Consider the following 14,511-nt stretch of genomic DNA (forward strand, 5'->3'; position numbering starts at 1 on the left):
ATTGTTCCAGGATTAAATTGCATTTATTCCTGTTTCATTGGTTCTAATTCTAATTGTTTCATCAATATTTGAGACAAAAATTTTACCGTCGCCAATCTCTCCAGTACGTGCTGCTAAAGATATTTGCTCCACTGCCAAATCGGCTATTTCATCTTCAATAACGGCTTCTAGTTTAATTTTAGTTGTCAAATCAATTTTACGTTCCGTACCGCGGTAGCGAGTAGTCATGCCTTTTCTATGTCCATAGGCTTTAACTTCTGAAATTGACATCCCGATCACTCCTGCGGAGATCAAACGATACTTAACATCTTCCAGTTTATGAACATGAATGATAGCTTCAATTTTTTTCAAGTTACACCTCAAGGATCTAAGGTATGGATTTGTGGGTTTTGTGCCAAAAACCGTATTAATCACTAATGGCACTTAATTGAAACTATAGAATGCCGGGACGCAGACTTGAACTGCGGACACATGGATTTTCAATCCATTGCTCTACCACCTGAGCTATCCTGGCTTACGTTTTTTGGCGCTCAATTAATTTAACAGACTGAATGTCCAATTTGCAACCCCACGAGCAAAATAATTATGCTGCTTGTTATAGCTGAACAGATATTCACACTATAATAAATTAATAAAAGTAATCTACAAATGAGAACTAAAGCAATACTATGACAAACGCCACTGTAGTAAAATGCGATTGCGATCGCTGTAATTGCGAAATTTCTTTAGAGAATGCCATCAAAAAAAACGATCAATATTATTGTTGTGAAGCTTGCGCCAATGGGCATGTTGACGATCAAAGCTGTAAAATGTCAGACTGCAATTGCGGTTAGTTAGATTGAAAAATTCACAATAAAATAAACGGCGTTGGTAATTTGATGTATGACGTATAAAGTGTTTCGGTTCGTAGCTATTAGCTATTAGCTGTTAGCTTAAAAGCAAATGTGTATCAAGCAAATGAATCTAATTTTCATACCTTGATTCACCAACGCCAAATAAACATCTAAATGATGGAGATCTCAATCTTTCAGGCAAACATCATTAGTTAGAGCCTAACATTTGATGCAGCCTACTTTAAGCTAAAAACAAACTGAATTATTCGGGAATTAGTAATTAATAATTAGCAATCAGTAATTAATTATGTCGATTACACCAGATCAATACTTATCCCCTGAAGAATCAGCCGAGATCGATGCAGCGTTACTCTCTTCTAGCGAAAAGTTTCTTACTCGCCTGACTATTTCCTCCCAAAGGTTATTACAGTCGATTGCCCAAGATTACCAAATAGAAATTTCTCAATTAACTCACACCCAGATTATTCAATGGTTTGAGAATGATAGTAAAGTTAAACGAGAACAGGGAGATAATGCAGGAACTTTACAATGGTAGACAAACCAAGCAACACAAACAGGATTTCGTAGTCGCGCGCTAGGGAAAGTAACTTACTTGTAGAAAAAATGTATTTTTTAGCTGTTCAAGAATTTTATCTAGCAGAATTAGCATAGATGGCTATCTGGGATCGATTGCGTAGATTTAGTCGGTTGAGAATATGGGTCACATGAGTTTTGACTGTACCTTCAGCAATATAAAGTTTTTGTGCTATTTCCCGATTAGTACAGCCAGTACCAACCAGATTTAATACCTCGATTTCTCTGGGAGTTAACTCTTCTAGTTCTGGTCTATCTGTTTCAGTTTCAGTTGCGCTGGAATCTAAGACCCCATCCAGCATTTTTTCCATCAGTCCAGGTGCCATTTGGCTATATCCTCGGTATACTAGCCTAATCGACTGAGCCAATTCGTCAACAGGCATGTCTTTGAGTAGATATCCTTTCGCCCCCGCTTTGATCGCCTGAGCAATATAGTCATCTTCATCAAAAGTGCTGACAACTAAAACTTTGGTATCGGTAAATTTTTGACCAATAATTCTTGTTGCTTCTCTGCCATCCATAATAGGCATTCTAATATCCATTAAGACAACATCTGGTTGGAGAGCCTCTACTTGTTGAACAGCGATGCAACCATTATTGGCAATTCCTACTACCTCTATATCTGGCTCTAGATTTAACATTGTCTTTAATCCTTGGCAAACCAGTTCTTGATCGTCTACGAGTAAAAGGCGAATCATGATAATTAACTCCAGAGTTGTAATGTCGACAAGATTTAATTGTGATAATTTTATAATCGGGTATATCTAGCTTAGGAAAGTTGTTATGAATTTATGCAGTTAAGTATTTGTGCTTAAAACATTCAAGATAATAGTTGAATAATAGTATGGTTATATTTAACTTAAAATTCAAACTATCATAAGTTCAAGCTTAATTATTTTTCAACCACTCAACCTCATAAAACTCATCTAAAACCTCATTAATTTTTATTTAAAATCTTTAATCAAACTGGTTCAGCCGATATGCATTTAAACTGCATTTTATTAAACTAGACAATCCCTTTCCTCCACAGAAGTTCTAAAGGATATATCTAAAGCTTTATCCTTTAGAACTTCCATCACAGATAAACCTGCGTAAATTAATTGAAATGACTGTCGCTTATTTAACTCTTAATGCTGACTGATCTTGAGTCTCATTATTAACCTTGATTATTTGAGATTCTAAAATTCGGTTGAGCCACCTGGTCAAATATTTGCGATTAGCTAGCTTTTCTTCGGGGTCATTGGTATCAAGAGGATGGGGGGCTAATCCTTTGACAGCAGCGGTAGTGACGCAAAACATTGATTTTTGAAAACTTTCGCAAATTTGTACCCGTAAATCTCCTAGTCCACGGACACTTTTGACCTGATAAAGTTGGCGGAGATAATCTGGGAGAAAATGGCGCATATCCTGCATTAATAAGGTTGGGGGAATGCCAGCGCCCCCGATAGGCAGAGGATCGGCATAGAGCGCTCCGTAGTTAAACATACCTAGATCGTAAGGAATTTCGTAGGCTTGAGCATTATAAGAAACAGTTCCCGCAAAAGGAGTGCCACGAAAAAAGATCGCCTCTATGTAAGGAACACCAGTATCCATTAAAAAAGTTAATCCTGCTGATTTGGGGATAATGTTGTATTCTTGACCCCGTAAATGAACTGTATAGGTAATTGGGAGGGCTGCATCGGCAACTAAACCATCAAGCACAAACTGCACTACATCTGGAATGGATTTAACTTTTCCTTTCTCATAACTATCAGACAAATTAATAAAGATATCGCTCATTACCCGCCAAAACTGACCCAATGCACTGTAATAAGCCATTTGACGCATTTGCTCGCACATAAAGTCAGGAAATGCTTTGTGGAGCGCCAACATCAATGGATTGTAGCGATGGTAGGCTTTAATCAGGCGTTCTGTTTCTGTGGCAAATTCCGGCGTATCAAGATAGGCATCGACACCCCCACCACCATGCCAAAACATTGCTTTCATACAATATTCAGCATATTCGTAGTTTAGGCGATCGTGAGCAATAAATTTAGCTATGGTATTGGCATTTACCTTGCCGTTGAAATATTTAAAGAAGGGAAACAGCTTCAAAAATTGAGTATCAGCAATATAGTTTAAATTGACGGAATAAGCATCCAAAACTACCCCATAGCTTTTGAGTATGCCCACAACTTCAATCAAGTTCTGTGGAGAATCGTCAAGTAATGCAGATCCTTGTTCGAGTCTAGTAATGTACTCCTCGACCAGCAAGGATTTAGAGCTTTTGGAGATACGAGCCATGGTTATTGATCTAAACAGTATTGAATTGAAGATTTAAGATTGAGAATTTTAAATTAGATTAAAAACACTAATAGCTTAACTACCTGGCAAAAGTGCGATCGCCTGAACCTCGCTCCAGTGAGTCACCCAGTCTGGCTTAAGACCAAAAGCGATGATCAGCAGTAGTAAGACAAAGGCAGGAGCATGTTCTTTCCACTTTACAGGGGGAATCTGCGCTAGTCCTTCAGTCAAACGACCAAAAAACACTTTGTTGATTACCAACAGGAAATATACGGCGGTCAAACCCGTTGCCACTAAGCAAAGTAGAGTTGGGATGGGAAAAATTGGAAAACTGCCTCGAAACACGAGAAATTCGGAGATAAAACCCACCATGCCTGGCAATCCAGAACTTGCCATGACCCCCAAAATCATCATGCCTCCCGTAACAGGAAGTCCTTTTTCTGGGTTGAGCAAACCCCTAAGAAAGTCAACATCTCGTGAACCTGTCTTTTTATAGACCATCCCTACCAAGAGAAACAGAAAAGCAGAGATTAAGCCATGACTCACCATTTGAAATATAGCAGCGCTCATACTGAGACGAGTTGTAGCGCTGGCTGCCAGGAGGATATAACCCATGTGAGATACGGAAGAATAAGCTACTACTTTTTTCATATCTTTTTGCGCGATCGCACAAGAAGCTCCATACAAAGCACTAATGGCAGCTAAAATCGCTAACCAAGGGGCAAGATATAACCAACCATCAAAGAATAAACCAACAGCAAAACGCAAGAGTGCATAAGTACCTAGCTTTAAAAGTACTCCTGCTAGTAAGACAGAAATTGGAGTAGATGCTTGAACATGAGCATCAGGCAACCAAGTATGGAAAGGAAAAATCGGAATTTTAATGAAAATCCCGACCAGTAAGGGCGCGAGGAGTAATAGCTGAGTGGCTAAAGGGAGATGATGCGATCGCAAAAATAGATAGTCGAAATTGTTCGCCTCTGTTACCCAAACTAGCCCCAAAAAAGAAGCTAAGACCAAAATTCCTGAAAGAGCAGTATAGAGCAGAAATTTCATAGCTGCATAACCTCTTTTAGGACCACCCCAGATCGCAATTAAGAAATAAAGAGGGACAATTTCTAGTTCATAAAACAGAAAAAATAACAGCAAGTCTTGAGCTAAAAATGCCCCAGCAGCACCACCACTGAGTAGCAGCAACATTGCGTAGTATAGTTTAGGTCGCTGAATCTGAGGATTGGTGCTAGAGATGGCAATTAGGGTCAAAAAACTGTTGAGCAGCACCAGAGGAAAAGAAAGACCATCAATTCCTAAGTGATAGTTTAAGCCAATCCAGTCAATCCAGGCTATGTCCTCAACAAACTGAAAACCATTGTGCTGAAAATCAAACTGAAAAGCCAGAATTAGATTAACAGCTAAAACGCTGAGGGCTGTAGCAATCGCCAGATTACGAGGACTATTACCTTTTGCAGGTAGTAAACCAATGATAGCTGCACTCAAGCAAGGAATTAAAATTAAAGCACTAAGCATGATGCTGTCTCAAAGAATTTAATAAAATCAATTTAAAATTGCAGTTTAAAGCTAATTAGTATGAGAACTGTTACATCATGGACGACCAATAATTTGTAACCAATGACCAGTGACCATTGATCATCGACCACAACAGCAATCCTACAGCAATGACGATCGTGGCAATGTAAAACTGAGATTGTCCAGAAGTGTTGTACTTGAGAGCATTACTACTAAAAATAGTGGCTAAACTAACAAAATTAACCGCTCCATCTACTATGTAACGGTCTAGCCAAGAGGTTAATTTAGCCAGATTGGATACCGCAGCAATAACCGTCAGCTCATATAGCTTGTCGATATAAAAATCATAAGCCAATAAATCTTGGAAAAAGCGCAAAGTAAGGTTGCTCGATCGCGCCCAGGCTTTACGAACCTTGATCGTCGAACCGATAATGCACCCCAACGCACCAGAGACAATTAATAAAGGTGTTGCATACTGGGTAATCAATTCTGGCTGCGCTAGCACCAAAGGTCTATTGGGACTTAACCACAGCGGCCACTCTATAGGAGCAAAGGCGATAATTAAAGTAACCATCATCAGAGATACCATCGGCACTGACATTTGCCAGGGAACTTCAGGCGCACGACGACTTTTGACTTTAGGTGGACCCAGAAAAATAACTCTAAATAGTCGCGTTAGGTTAATCGCGGAAAAAACATTAACAAACATGACCAGTAGCAGTAGCCACCAATCTACATCCCAAGAGCCACTAAACCAACGATGATATGTCCAGAACATTCCTAAAGGAGAAAAAGCAATTAGTCCTGCTGCACCAACCAGAAAAGATAGACTAGTGGCGGGCATTCTTGACCATAAGCCACCCATTTCCGTAACGTTTTGATTATTGGTGGTTAAAATAACTGACCCCGCACTCATAAATAGTAGTGCTTTAGCGATCGCATGACTAAACAAGAGTAAGAAAGCGATATCTACCTGTCTTAAACCTACGGCAATAAAGACCAAACCCATATAGGCGCTAGTGGAGTGAGACAAAGCTCGTTTGATATCTATTTGGGCGATCGCCATTAAAGATGTCCCAATGGCGGTAATTGACCCCACAATAATCAATCCGTAGGCAGAAACTGGAGAGAGGGTCGTCACAGGTTCTAACTTAATCAAAACATAAGCTCCCGCCGATACCACAATGGAATTCCGCATGATTCCTGCGGGATTAGGACCTTCCATAGCTTCATCAAGCCATAAATTTAGCGGAAATTGCGCGCATTTGCCGATTGGTCCAGCAATCAAAGCTAAACCTAGAAATGCCGCCACGGTAGAATCTAGCTGATTTACTTCTACCCACGTATCTAGCTGAGAAAAACTTAGTCCTTCTCCGTAAGTAGAAAGAGCTACTATGCCCATTAAAAGTAGAATATCGCCGACTCGCTTAGTCAAAAAAGCATCCCTAGCAGCAGTGACCACTAAAGGCTGGGCATACCAAAAACCTACTAGAAGATAGGTTGAAAGGGTTAAAGCTTCCAAAAGACAGTAGCTTAACAGCAAACCATCACTAATAGCCAAACCTGCTAATGCGGCTTCAAAAAACCCCATCAGGGCAAAAAAGCGTGCTAAAGACCAGTCTTTTTCCATATAGCCTAGGGCATATATCTGCACCAGCAGACTAATGCCTGCTACCACTTCCAATGCCCCAAAGCTGACAGGAGACAGTTCAAAGGACAGGGTTAAATCTAAATCTGCCACCTGTAGCCAATGAAAAACCAGCTGTTGTGCTGGTCTGCTCCAGATTAAATTGAAAATAATTGAGCTGTGGATAAAACCCACTATCGTCATGAGGATATTAATATATGCTGCTGGACGAGGTCCTGTTTGGCGCACAATGCCTAAAGACCAAGGCAAAGTTATTAATGCACCTATTAAGCTATATATAGGTATAATCCAAAAGTTTTCTAATAAAAAGTCGGTCATCCAAACTGTTTAATAATTTACTATGCCAAAATTTATAATGGTGAATCTTAAAACTGGCTACTGCTAATTCGTCTCAGGTCAAGCGTAAGATTGTTTTTTTCTTAAAAGCTTATTTTATCAGCTATTAGGTCGCTAATTTTTTTAAATTTAACCCCTACTTATTCTTGGTGCAGACTGTTACTTATAAATAAATTATAAAAAACACCATTACCACTAAGATGCACAATTAGCTATCAAATATTATGTTGCTTTTTAAAACAGGTATTAATTCTCATTAACAATCAAATTAAAAAATATAATCATGTTTTATATTGTCAAAGGAGTCATGGTTACTTATGCTTGATCATAGGAGTAAATAAATCAGCATGGGCTTGTTTGTTGCTACCCAATGATTTATTTTTTTAATGATGTGGTTTAGCAATCTTTATGTCCAACCTTGAAAGAAAAATAGTTAATTATACTGATACAGTTTGTAGTTTTCTAGGCATCATTTCAGGTTGGGTTGAGCAAGCCACATTGAGGAGTAGAGTCATAAAGCACGGCTAGTTGGCAAGGTCAAAGAGACCCCGCCTTAAAACGACGGGTCTTCCTCTGACTTCGTAAATTTCTTACCCCAACTGTCAGACATGTTTGTTGTGTGTATATTTGGTTTGAAGAGGAAAAAAAATGTCAATTGCGGTTGGAATGATTGAAACTCTGGGATTTCCAGCAGTAGTAGAGGCAGCCGATGCGATGGTGAAAGCAGCCCGTGTCACTCTAGTAGGATACGAAAAGATTGGTACAGGTCGCGTGACAGTAATTGTTCGCGGCGATGTATCTGAAGTCCAAGCTTCTGTAGCAGCAGGGATCGAAAATGTTAAAAGGGTCAATGGTGGTCAAGTGCTTTCTACTCACATCATTGCTCGTCCTCACGAAAACCTCGAATATGTGCTACCAATTCGCTACACCGAAGAAGTAGAACAATTTCGCTCCTACTAATCAGTTAGCAACTCAAATTAGTAATCACAATACTTAAAACACTTAGTCAATTTAGCAAAATGTAGCTAGTAAACTAAACTAGCTGTAAAGGAGAAAAAATTATGTCAATTGCAGTTGGAATGATCGAAACATTAGGTTTCCCAGCGGTGGTAGAAGCAGCCGATGCGATGGTGAAAGCAGCCCGTGTCACTCTAGTCGGATACGAAAAAATTGGCACAGGTCGTGTGACAGTAATCGTTCGTGGCGATGTGTCGGAAGTCCAGGCTTCCGTTGCCGCAGGTACAGAGAATGTAACTAGAGTAAATGGTGGTCAAGTATTGTCTACTCATATCATTGCTCGTCCTCACGAAAACCTCGAATATGTACTGCCGATTCGCTATACCGAAGAAGTAGAGCAGTTCCGCACCTATTAATAGATTATTAAAAAATTAATAGTAAATTAGGCAATTAAATGACCATGTTCCGCCAAGGCGGAACATTCTTAAAAAAAATCAGGAGAAAAAATTATGTCAATTGCAGTTGGAATGATCGAAACATTAGGTTTCCCAGCGGTGGTAGAAGCAGCAGATGCGATGGTAAAAGCAGCCCGTGTCACTCTAGTCGGATACGAAAAAATCGGTACAGGTCGCGTGACAGTAATCGTTCGTGGCGATGTGTCGGAAGTCCAGGCATCTGTATCAGCGGGTACTGAAAATGTTAGTCGAGTAAACGGTGGTCAAGTATTGTCTACTCATATCATTGCTCGCCCTCACGAAAACCTTGAATATGTACTGCCGATTCGCTACACCGAAGCTGTTGAGCAGTTTAGAGAAAGCGTTAATCCTCGTCCTTTAAGAAGACCATAAAATTAGTTTAGGCAACATGGTATGCAGATAGCTCAAGTTCGCGGCACGGTAGTTAGCACACATAAAGTTCCCAGTATGAGAGGGATTAAATTGCTTCTAGTCCAATATATTGATGAAGAGGGGCAGCTTCTGCCAAAATATGAAGTTGCTGGGGACTTAATTGGTGCTGGTGTGAGTGAATGGGTCTTAGTTAGTCGCGGTAGCGCGGCCAGAATTGAGGCAGGTCAAGAATCAAAACCCCTTGATGCTACCATCGTTGGCATTATTGATACGGTCAACGTCGAGCGCAATGCCCTGTACAGTAAAAAAGAAGCTGAAAGACTGTCATAAAGACAATTGGCATAAAATACAGTTATATCGACATCGATTTAATAGATAGTCATTTCGCGCGTTTCTTGGCTGACGAAACATCAGTAGGTTCGCTCGTAAAATTAGTTTTAGTTTAGGAGGAATTGAGACAATGGCAGCCCGCACCAAGGCGGCTCCCCCGACTCCGTGGTCAAACAATTTAGCAACACCCACAGTGGATAAGACTGCTTACGTGCATTCTTTCTCTCGTTTAATTGGTGATGTGCGAATTGGCGCGAACGTTTTTGTTGCTCCAGGTAGTTCTATTCGAGCCGATGAGGGAACGCCTTTTTTCATTGGAGAAAGCAGCAATATTCAAGATGGTGTTGTAATTCATGGTCTAGAACAGGGTCGAGTAGTTGGTGATGATAACCAAGAATACTCCGTCTGGATTGGCAAGAACACCTGCATTACCCATATGGCACTCATTCATGGGCCAGCTTACATTGGGGATGAATGCTTTATTGGTTTTCGCTCCACTGTGTTTAATGCCAAGGTGGGGAATGGCTGTATTATCATGATGCACGCCTTAATTCAAGATGTGGATATTCCTCCTGGGAAGTATGTTCCGTCAGGAGCAGTGATTGTCAATCAGCAACAGGCAGAACGCCTTCCAAATGTAATTGATAGCGATCGCGATTTTGCCAACCATGTAGTCGAAATTAATGAAGCTCTTTTAGCTGGGTATCGCTGTGCCGATGATGAGGCTTGCGTTAATCCTCAAGTATATAAAGTATCGAAAGGAACAGATGCAGCGCCCAATTACGATATTAATGACCAGAGTGAATATACAAATTCAGTAAGTAATATGAGTTTAAGTTCAGATATTAAAACCCAAGTGCGATCGCTGCTAGCGCAAGGCTGCATCATCAGCACCGAACATGCTAACCAACGTCGGTTTAAAACTAAATCATGGCTAACTGGCGAAAAAATTGAAAGCCGCAATGAAAGCCAAATAATGGCTGAATTGGATTCTGTACTCCGTGAATACCAAGGAGAATTCGTTAGATTAATTGGCGTAGACCCCAGAGCCAATAGAAGAGTAGTGGAGATGGTTGTTCAGCGACCAGGCGACAATCCAGGTGAAGGAACAGTCAGAAATGTTGCCAATCACAATAGAGGGCACAACCGCAGTGGCAGAAACCGCTCTAGCCAAAGTAATCATAGCGGCAGCCTCAACGGTGACGTTTCTCAACAGATCGATAGCTTGGTTTCCCAAGGCTGTAGTATTGGTATCGAGCGTGCTAGCAAACGTCGTTTTAAAACCAAATCCTGGCTAACGGTTGGGCAAGTTGCAGGTTCTAGCAACAAGGTATTTGATGCTATTGAGAAAACTATAGCGGAATATCCTAACGAATATGTTCGCATTGTTGCTGCTGATAACCATGTCAAAAGAAGAATGGCTGAAATAATTGTGCAGCGTCCTGGAGAAACTCCTGTACAGTCTTCTAGAAGTTATTCTGGCTCTAACTATAGCAATGGTAATGGTGGCAAAGCTAGTTACAGCAGTAACGGTAATAGCAGTAGTTTAGATTCAGAGGTAATTCAAGAAATTCGCTCTTTGCTGGCTGCTGGTTATCAAATTGGCTCAGAACACGCCGACAAACGACGTTTTAGAACCAAATCTTGGAAAAGCTGTTCTCCTATTGAAAGTAACCGCGAATCAAATGTTATTGCTGCCTTAGAAGATTGTTTAAAGGAACATTCTGGCGAATATGTGCGAATGTTGGGCATCGATTCTCAAGCTAGACGCAGGGTTGCTGAAACTATCATCCAAAGACCTGGTGATAATCCTCAAGCCAACGGCAAAGCCAATGGCAGCAGAAACGGTAATAGAAACGGTAATAGTAATGTCAAGGATCGAGGCTACTTTGTAGCTGACTATACTAACGACAATAGTAAAAATGGTCGTCCCGCTCACTATAACGACTTCAGTCAAAAACTTCTTAGTAACGAAGCTGTTCAAGAAGTACGCTCTTTGCTAGCTGCTGGCTATAAAATTGGCACAGAACACGCAGACAAAAGACGTTTTAAAACTAAATCTTGGCAAAGCTGCGCTCCTATGGATAGTCGCAATGAGTTGGATGTAGTTGCTTCTTTAAACGTTTGTTTAGCCGAACACCATGGTGAGTACGTCCGTTTGTTGGGAATCGATCCTAAAAGCAAAAGAAGAGTGGCAGAAACCATTATTCAGCGACCATAAGCCAATTTAGAGGTGGCGCGATCGCGATCGCGGGTTAGGAAGCGGTTACTGTCTAGATACATACCGCTCCAACCTTCATCAACAAATTTATTTTTCTCCATGATTTATCTCCCACCTCCACAACCTAGTTTAAATAAAGATATCCGCATAAGTGGCGATGTTGAGATTCATCCTACGGCATCTTTGGCTTCAGGCGTAATCTTACAAGCTGCGCCCGATCATAAAATTGTTGTAGGTGCAGATGCTTGCATTGGCATGGGAGCAATTATTAACGCGGCTCAAGGTTCGGTTAAAATAGGTAGTGGAGCGATTTTAGGTGCTGGAGTACTGATTATTGGAGCGAGTAAGATTGGGAGTAATTGTTGTATTGGTACTTCAACCACTATTTTTCAATCAGATGTAGCGGCAATGATTGTGGTTGAACCTGGCTCGATTATCGGTGATGGTTCTCGTCAGGCAGAAAAAAATAGCCATGAGCAATCAGAAACTCAATCAAGCAAAAATAGCAAAAATAGCAAAAACGCCAATCACATCGGGGTCAAGTCTAATAGCAAGTCTGATAGCGTAGATAAACCGAAGCATCAGTCAGTTCAAAATTCTAATTACGTTCCAGATTTACCTTCGGTTACTCCAGTTGAAACGGCAACTCAAAATCCTCTTAACCAGAATAAAAAACCGGTAGTCGGTCAGCTTTATATTAATGAACTTTTAATCACTCTCTTTCCTCACAATAAAACTCCTCATTCTGGTTCTCAAAGCCCATAAAATTCGCCTAAAGATCAAATATATGCCGAATCTACGAGAAATACTGACACATTTCTTTTGCCTTAGATAGCCGATACAAATAGTTATTTGTGTTGGTTTTTTTGTTTAAGCAACTATTAATCAAATTCAGAAGATATCTAATTAAAAATAGATGAGTAAAAATACTTATGGTCTTAAATTTAAGCTTCGACAGAGTATCTTGTAAGCAACCAAATAAAGAAAATATTAATAATTCTTAATTTTCGGGATTATCATGAAAAAATGATTAGTTTATTTTATGCTTTATAAAAAATAAACCAATCAAAACAGAGCTAAAAATACTGACCAAGTATTAACATTCATGATATTCTATGAAGATAAGAAATTACTGAAGAAAAATAGCTTACTCTGCTATTTATAGCAACGGTTTTTTTAAGACTGCAAAACATCTTTCTACTGATTTTTTTTAACGGTATTATAGAGTCACCTATTAATTTTTATCTGCCGATCTTGTGAGATCTAGATTTTAATGAATGGACTGGGGTTTGATCGGAGCAAGATTTAGTCTTAATTCAAAAACCTTCGCATGGTATGGCTATCAGTCTGCCGTAACGAGTGGCTCTATAGGGAAAGTAAAAATTAAGCGTTTTATTTATGGAGGAATGACCAAAGATGGCAACTAAGACAGGTGCTGGATTTAAGGCTGGTGTACAAGACTATCGACTAACTTACTACACCCCAGACTATACACCCAAGGATACAGACCTTTTGGCTTGTTTTCGGATGACACCCCAACCTGGTGTTCCTGCTGAAGAGTGTGCTGCTGCGGTAGCTGCAGAATCTTCTACTGGTACATGGACAACAGTATGGACAGATGGTTTAACCGATCTCGATCGCTATAAAGGTCGTTGTTATGAAGTTGAGCCTGTTCCTGGTGAAGATAATCAATACTTCTGTTTTGTTGCTTACCCCATGGACTTGTTTGAAGAAGGTTCTGTAACCAACATTCTAACTTCTTTGGTAGGTAACGTATTTGGCTTCAAAGCTTTACGGGCGCTACGTTTAGAGGATATTCGTTTCCCTGTAGCTTTACTTAAAACTTTCCAAGGACCTCCTCACGGGATAACTGTGGAAAGAGACTTGTTAAACAAATATGGTCGTCCTTTATTGGGTTGTACCATTAAGCCCAAGTTAGGTCTATCGGCTAAGAACTACGGTCGTGCAGTATATGAATGTCTTCGTGGTGGTCTAGATTTCACCAAAGATGATGAAAACATTAACTCACAGCCTTTCATGCGTTGGCGCGATCGCTTCTTATTTGTTCAAGAAGCCATTGAGAAATCTCAAGCGGAAACAAATGAAGTAAAAGGTCACTATTTAAACGTGACTGCTGCTACTTGTGAAGACATGATGGAACGTGCTGAGTTTGCCAAAGAAATTGGTACTCCTATCGTTATGCATGACTTCCTGACTGGTGGTTTTACTGCTAACACTACTTTGTCTAAATGGTGTCGTCGTAACGGTGTCTTACTCCACATTCACCGCGCAATGCACGCTGTAATTGACCGTCAAAGAAATCACGGTATTCACTTCCGCGTTTTGGCTAAATGTTTGCGTCTGTCTGGTGGTGACCACCTCCACTCAGGTACTGTGGTTGGTAAACTTGAAGGTGAACGCGATATCACTCTAGGTTTTGTTGACCAAATGCGTGAAGACTATGTAGAGGAAGATCGCTCTCGCGGTAACTTCTTCACTCAAGATTGGGCTTCTCTTCCTGGAGTCATGCCTGTCGCTTCTGGTGGTATCCACGTATGGCACATGCCTGCACTGGTGGAAATCTTTGGAGATGATTCTTGTCTTCAGTTTGGTGGTGGTACTTTAGGACACCCTTGGGGTAATGCCCCTGGTGCAACTGCTAACCGTGTTGCTTTAGAAGCTTGTGTTCAAGCTCGTAACGAAGGACGTAGCCTAGCTCGTGAAGGTAATGATGTTATCCGCGAAGCTTGTCGTTGGAGTCCTGAGTTGGCTGCTGCTTGTGAACTTTGGAAAGAAATCAAGTTCGAGTTTGATGCAGTAGATACTCTCTAAATTTAGAGCATAGTTTGTGAATAACAAGTAGTTGATTCTGGGATTAAAAATGAGGAACTAAATTGGATCGAGTTTAAAATCTCAGAATAACTATCAAAACTA

General features: G+C 40.4%; 15 protein-coding genes and 1 tRNA gene. 10 read left to right on the forward strand and 6 right to left on the reverse strand.

Going from position 1 to position 14,511, the window contains the following annotated elements; genetic code table 11:
• Positions 1 to 12: 12 nt before the first annotated feature.
• Positions 13 to 351 (reverse strand): P-II family nitrogen regulator, encoded by a 339-nt coding sequence (locus C7B62_RS05910; RefSeq protein WP_106233696.1) that lies wholly within the window; start codon positions 349 to 351, stop codon positions 13 to 15.
• Between the two features lie 90 nt (positions 352 to 441).
• Positions 442 to 514 (reverse strand) — tRNA-Phe (locus tag C7B62_RS05915).
• Positions 515 to 668: 154 nt separating this feature from the next.
• Between C7B62_RS05915 and C7B62_RS05920 the strand changes: the two genes are divergently transcribed.
• Positions 669 to 833 carry a metallothionein gene (locus C7B62_RS05920; protein ID WP_106233697.1) on the forward strand — a complete coding sequence of 55 codons (165 nt, stop codon included), beginning with the start codon at positions 669 to 671 and terminating at the stop codon, positions 831 to 833.
• 307 nt (positions 834 to 1,140) lie between these two features.
• Complete coding sequence (locus tag C7B62_RS05925) at positions 1,141 to 1,389, forward strand: hypothetical protein (RefSeq protein ID WP_106233698.1); 249 nt, start codon at positions 1,141 to 1,143, stop codon at positions 1,387 to 1,389.
• Between the two features lie 94 nt (positions 1,390 to 1,483).
• On the opposite strand, the gene C7B62_RS05930 is transcribed toward C7B62_RS05925, so the two are convergent.
• The 4 genes from C7B62_RS05930 to C7B62_RS05945 form a co-directional block, all read right to left on the reverse strand.
• A complete protein-coding gene (locus C7B62_RS05930; protein WP_106233699.1) occupies positions 1,484 to 2,125 on the reverse strand; it encodes a response regulator transcription factor in 642 nt (213 codons plus the stop codon).
• A gap of 418 nt (positions 2,126 to 2,543) precedes the next feature.
• The gene (locus C7B62_RS05935) at positions 2,544 to 3,710 is read right to left on the reverse strand and encodes a CO2 hydration protein (RefSeq protein WP_106233700.1); all 1,167 of its coding nucleotides are present in this window, start codon (positions 3,708 to 3,710) and stop codon (positions 2,544 to 2,546) included.
• A gap of 75 nt (positions 3,711 to 3,785) precedes the next feature.
• On the reverse strand, positions 3,786 to 5,237 hold the full coding sequence (locus C7B62_RS05940) for an NADH-quinone oxidoreductase subunit M (RefSeq protein WP_106233701.1): 1,452 nt from the start codon (positions 5,235 to 5,237) through the stop codon (positions 3,786 to 3,788).
• A 70-nt stretch (positions 5,238 to 5,307) separates the two neighbouring features.
• The gene (locus C7B62_RS05945; RefSeq protein ID WP_106233702.1) at positions 5,308 to 7,203 is read right to left on the reverse strand and encodes an NAD(P)H-quinone oxidoreductase subunit F; all 1,896 of its coding nucleotides are present in this window, start codon (positions 7,201 to 7,203) and stop codon (positions 5,308 to 5,310) included.
• A gap of 666 nt (positions 7,204 to 7,869) precedes the next feature.
• On the opposite strand from C7B62_RS05945, the gene C7B62_RS05950 reads away from it, so the two are divergent.
• The 8 genes from C7B62_RS05950 to C7B62_RS05980 all read left to right on the forward strand — a co-directional run bounded on the left by C7B62_RS05950 (position 7,870) and on the right by C7B62_RS05980 (position 14,409).
• On the forward strand, positions 7,870 to 8,181 hold the full coding sequence (locus tag C7B62_RS05950; RefSeq protein ID WP_106233703.1) for a carbon dioxide-concentrating mechanism protein CcmK: 312 nt from the start codon (positions 7,870 to 7,872) through the stop codon (positions 8,179 to 8,181).
• A 101-nt stretch (positions 8,182 to 8,282) separates the two neighbouring features.
• Positions 8,283 to 8,594: a carbon dioxide-concentrating mechanism protein CcmK gene (locus C7B62_RS05955; protein WP_019504424.1), complete on the forward strand. Its 312-nt coding sequence runs from the start codon at positions 8,283 to 8,285 to the stop codon at positions 8,592 to 8,594.
• A 93-nt stretch (positions 8,595 to 8,687) separates the two neighbouring features.
• Entirely contained in the window at positions 8,688 to 9,026 is a 339-nt protein-coding gene (locus tag C7B62_RS05960; protein ID WP_096721604.1) for a carbon dioxide-concentrating mechanism protein CcmK, read from the forward strand.
• 21 nt (positions 9,027 to 9,047) lie between these two features.
• On the forward strand, positions 9,048 to 9,356 hold the full coding sequence (locus C7B62_RS05965; RefSeq protein ID WP_106233704.1) for a EutN/CcmL family microcompartment protein: 309 nt from the start codon (positions 9,048 to 9,050) through the stop codon (positions 9,354 to 9,356).
• A 130-nt stretch (positions 9,357 to 9,486) separates the two neighbouring features.
• The gene (locus tag C7B62_RS05970) at positions 9,487 to 11,577 is read left to right on the forward strand and encodes a ribulose bisphosphate carboxylase small subunit (protein ID WP_106233705.1); all 2,091 of its coding nucleotides are present in this window, start codon (positions 9,487 to 9,489) and stop codon (positions 11,575 to 11,577) included.
• Positions 11,578 to 11,676: 99 nt separating this feature from the next.
• Positions 11,677 to 12,342, forward strand: coding sequence for a hypothetical protein (locus tag C7B62_RS05975; RefSeq protein WP_106233706.1), 666 nt, complete (start codon positions 11,677 to 11,679; stop codon positions 12,340 to 12,342).
• Between the two features lie 512 nt (positions 12,343 to 12,854).
• Positions 12,855 to 13,004 carry a hypothetical protein gene (locus C7B62_RS25610; RefSeq protein WP_158260634.1) on the forward strand — a complete coding sequence of 50 codons (150 nt, stop codon included), beginning with the start codon at positions 12,855 to 12,857 and terminating at the stop codon, positions 13,002 to 13,004.
• Positions 12,994 to 14,409 carry a form I ribulose bisphosphate carboxylase large subunit gene (locus tag C7B62_RS05980; RefSeq protein WP_106233707.1) on the forward strand — a complete coding sequence of 472 codons (1,416 nt, stop codon included), beginning with the start codon at positions 12,994 to 12,996 and terminating at the stop codon, positions 14,407 to 14,409. Before C7B62_RS25610 ends, C7B62_RS05980 begins: the two co-directional genes overlap by 11 nt.
• The last annotated feature ends 102 nt before the right edge of the window (positions 14,410 to 14,511 follow it).

The sequence above is a fragment of the Pleurocapsa sp. CCALA 161 genome (genome assembly GCF_003003995.1).
Lineage (GTDB): Bacteria > Cyanobacteriota > Cyanobacteriia > Cyanobacteriales > Xenococcaceae > Waterburya.

Excerpts from the sequence above, each read along its gene's own strand:
- C7B62_RS05920 (WP_106233697.1), top strand. The coding sequence starts at position 669 with ATGACAAACGCCACTGTAGTAAAATGCGATTGCGATCGCTGTAATTGC.
- C7B62_RS05925 (WP_106233698.1), top strand. The coding sequence starts at position 1,141 with ATGTCGATTACACCAGATCAATACTTATCCCCTGAAGAATCAGCCGAG.
- C7B62_RS05930 (WP_106233699.1), bottom strand. The coding sequence starts at position 2,125 with ATGATTCGCCTTTTACTCGTAGACGATCAAGAACTGGTTTGCCAAGGA.
- C7B62_RS05935 (WP_106233700.1), bottom strand. The coding sequence starts at position 3,710 with ATGGCTCGTATCTCCAAAAGCTCTAAATCCTTGCTGGTCGAGGAGTAC.
- C7B62_RS05940 (WP_106233701.1), bottom strand. The coding sequence starts at position 5,237 with ATGCTTAGTGCTTTAATTTTAATTCCTTGCTTGAGTGCAGCTATCATT.
- C7B62_RS05945 (WP_106233702.1), bottom strand. The coding sequence starts at position 7,203 with ATGACCGACTTTTTATTAGAAAACTTTTGGATTATACCTATATATAGC.
- C7B62_RS05950 (WP_106233703.1), top strand. The coding sequence starts at position 7,870 with ATGTCAATTGCGGTTGGAATGATTGAAACTCTGGGATTTCCAGCAGTA.
- C7B62_RS05955 (WP_019504424.1), top strand. The coding sequence starts at position 8,283 with ATGTCAATTGCAGTTGGAATGATCGAAACATTAGGTTTCCCAGCGGTG.
- C7B62_RS05960 (WP_096721604.1), top strand. The coding sequence starts at position 8,688 with ATGTCAATTGCAGTTGGAATGATCGAAACATTAGGTTTCCCAGCGGTG.
- C7B62_RS05965 (WP_106233704.1), top strand. The coding sequence starts at position 9,048 with ATGCAGATAGCTCAAGTTCGCGGCACGGTAGTTAGCACACATAAAGTT.
- C7B62_RS05970 (WP_106233705.1), top strand. The coding sequence starts at position 9,487 with ATGGCAGCCCGCACCAAGGCGGCTCCCCCGACTCCGTGGTCAAACAAT.
- C7B62_RS05975 (WP_106233706.1), top strand. The coding sequence starts at position 11,677 with ATGATTTATCTCCCACCTCCACAACCTAGTTTAAATAAAGATATCCGC.
- C7B62_RS25610 (WP_158260634.1), top strand. The coding sequence starts at position 12,855 with ATGGACTGGGGTTTGATCGGAGCAAGATTTAGTCTTAATTCAAAAACC.
- C7B62_RS05980 (WP_106233707.1), top strand. The coding sequence starts at position 12,994 with ATGGCAACTAAGACAGGTGCTGGATTTAAGGCTGGTGTACAAGACTAT.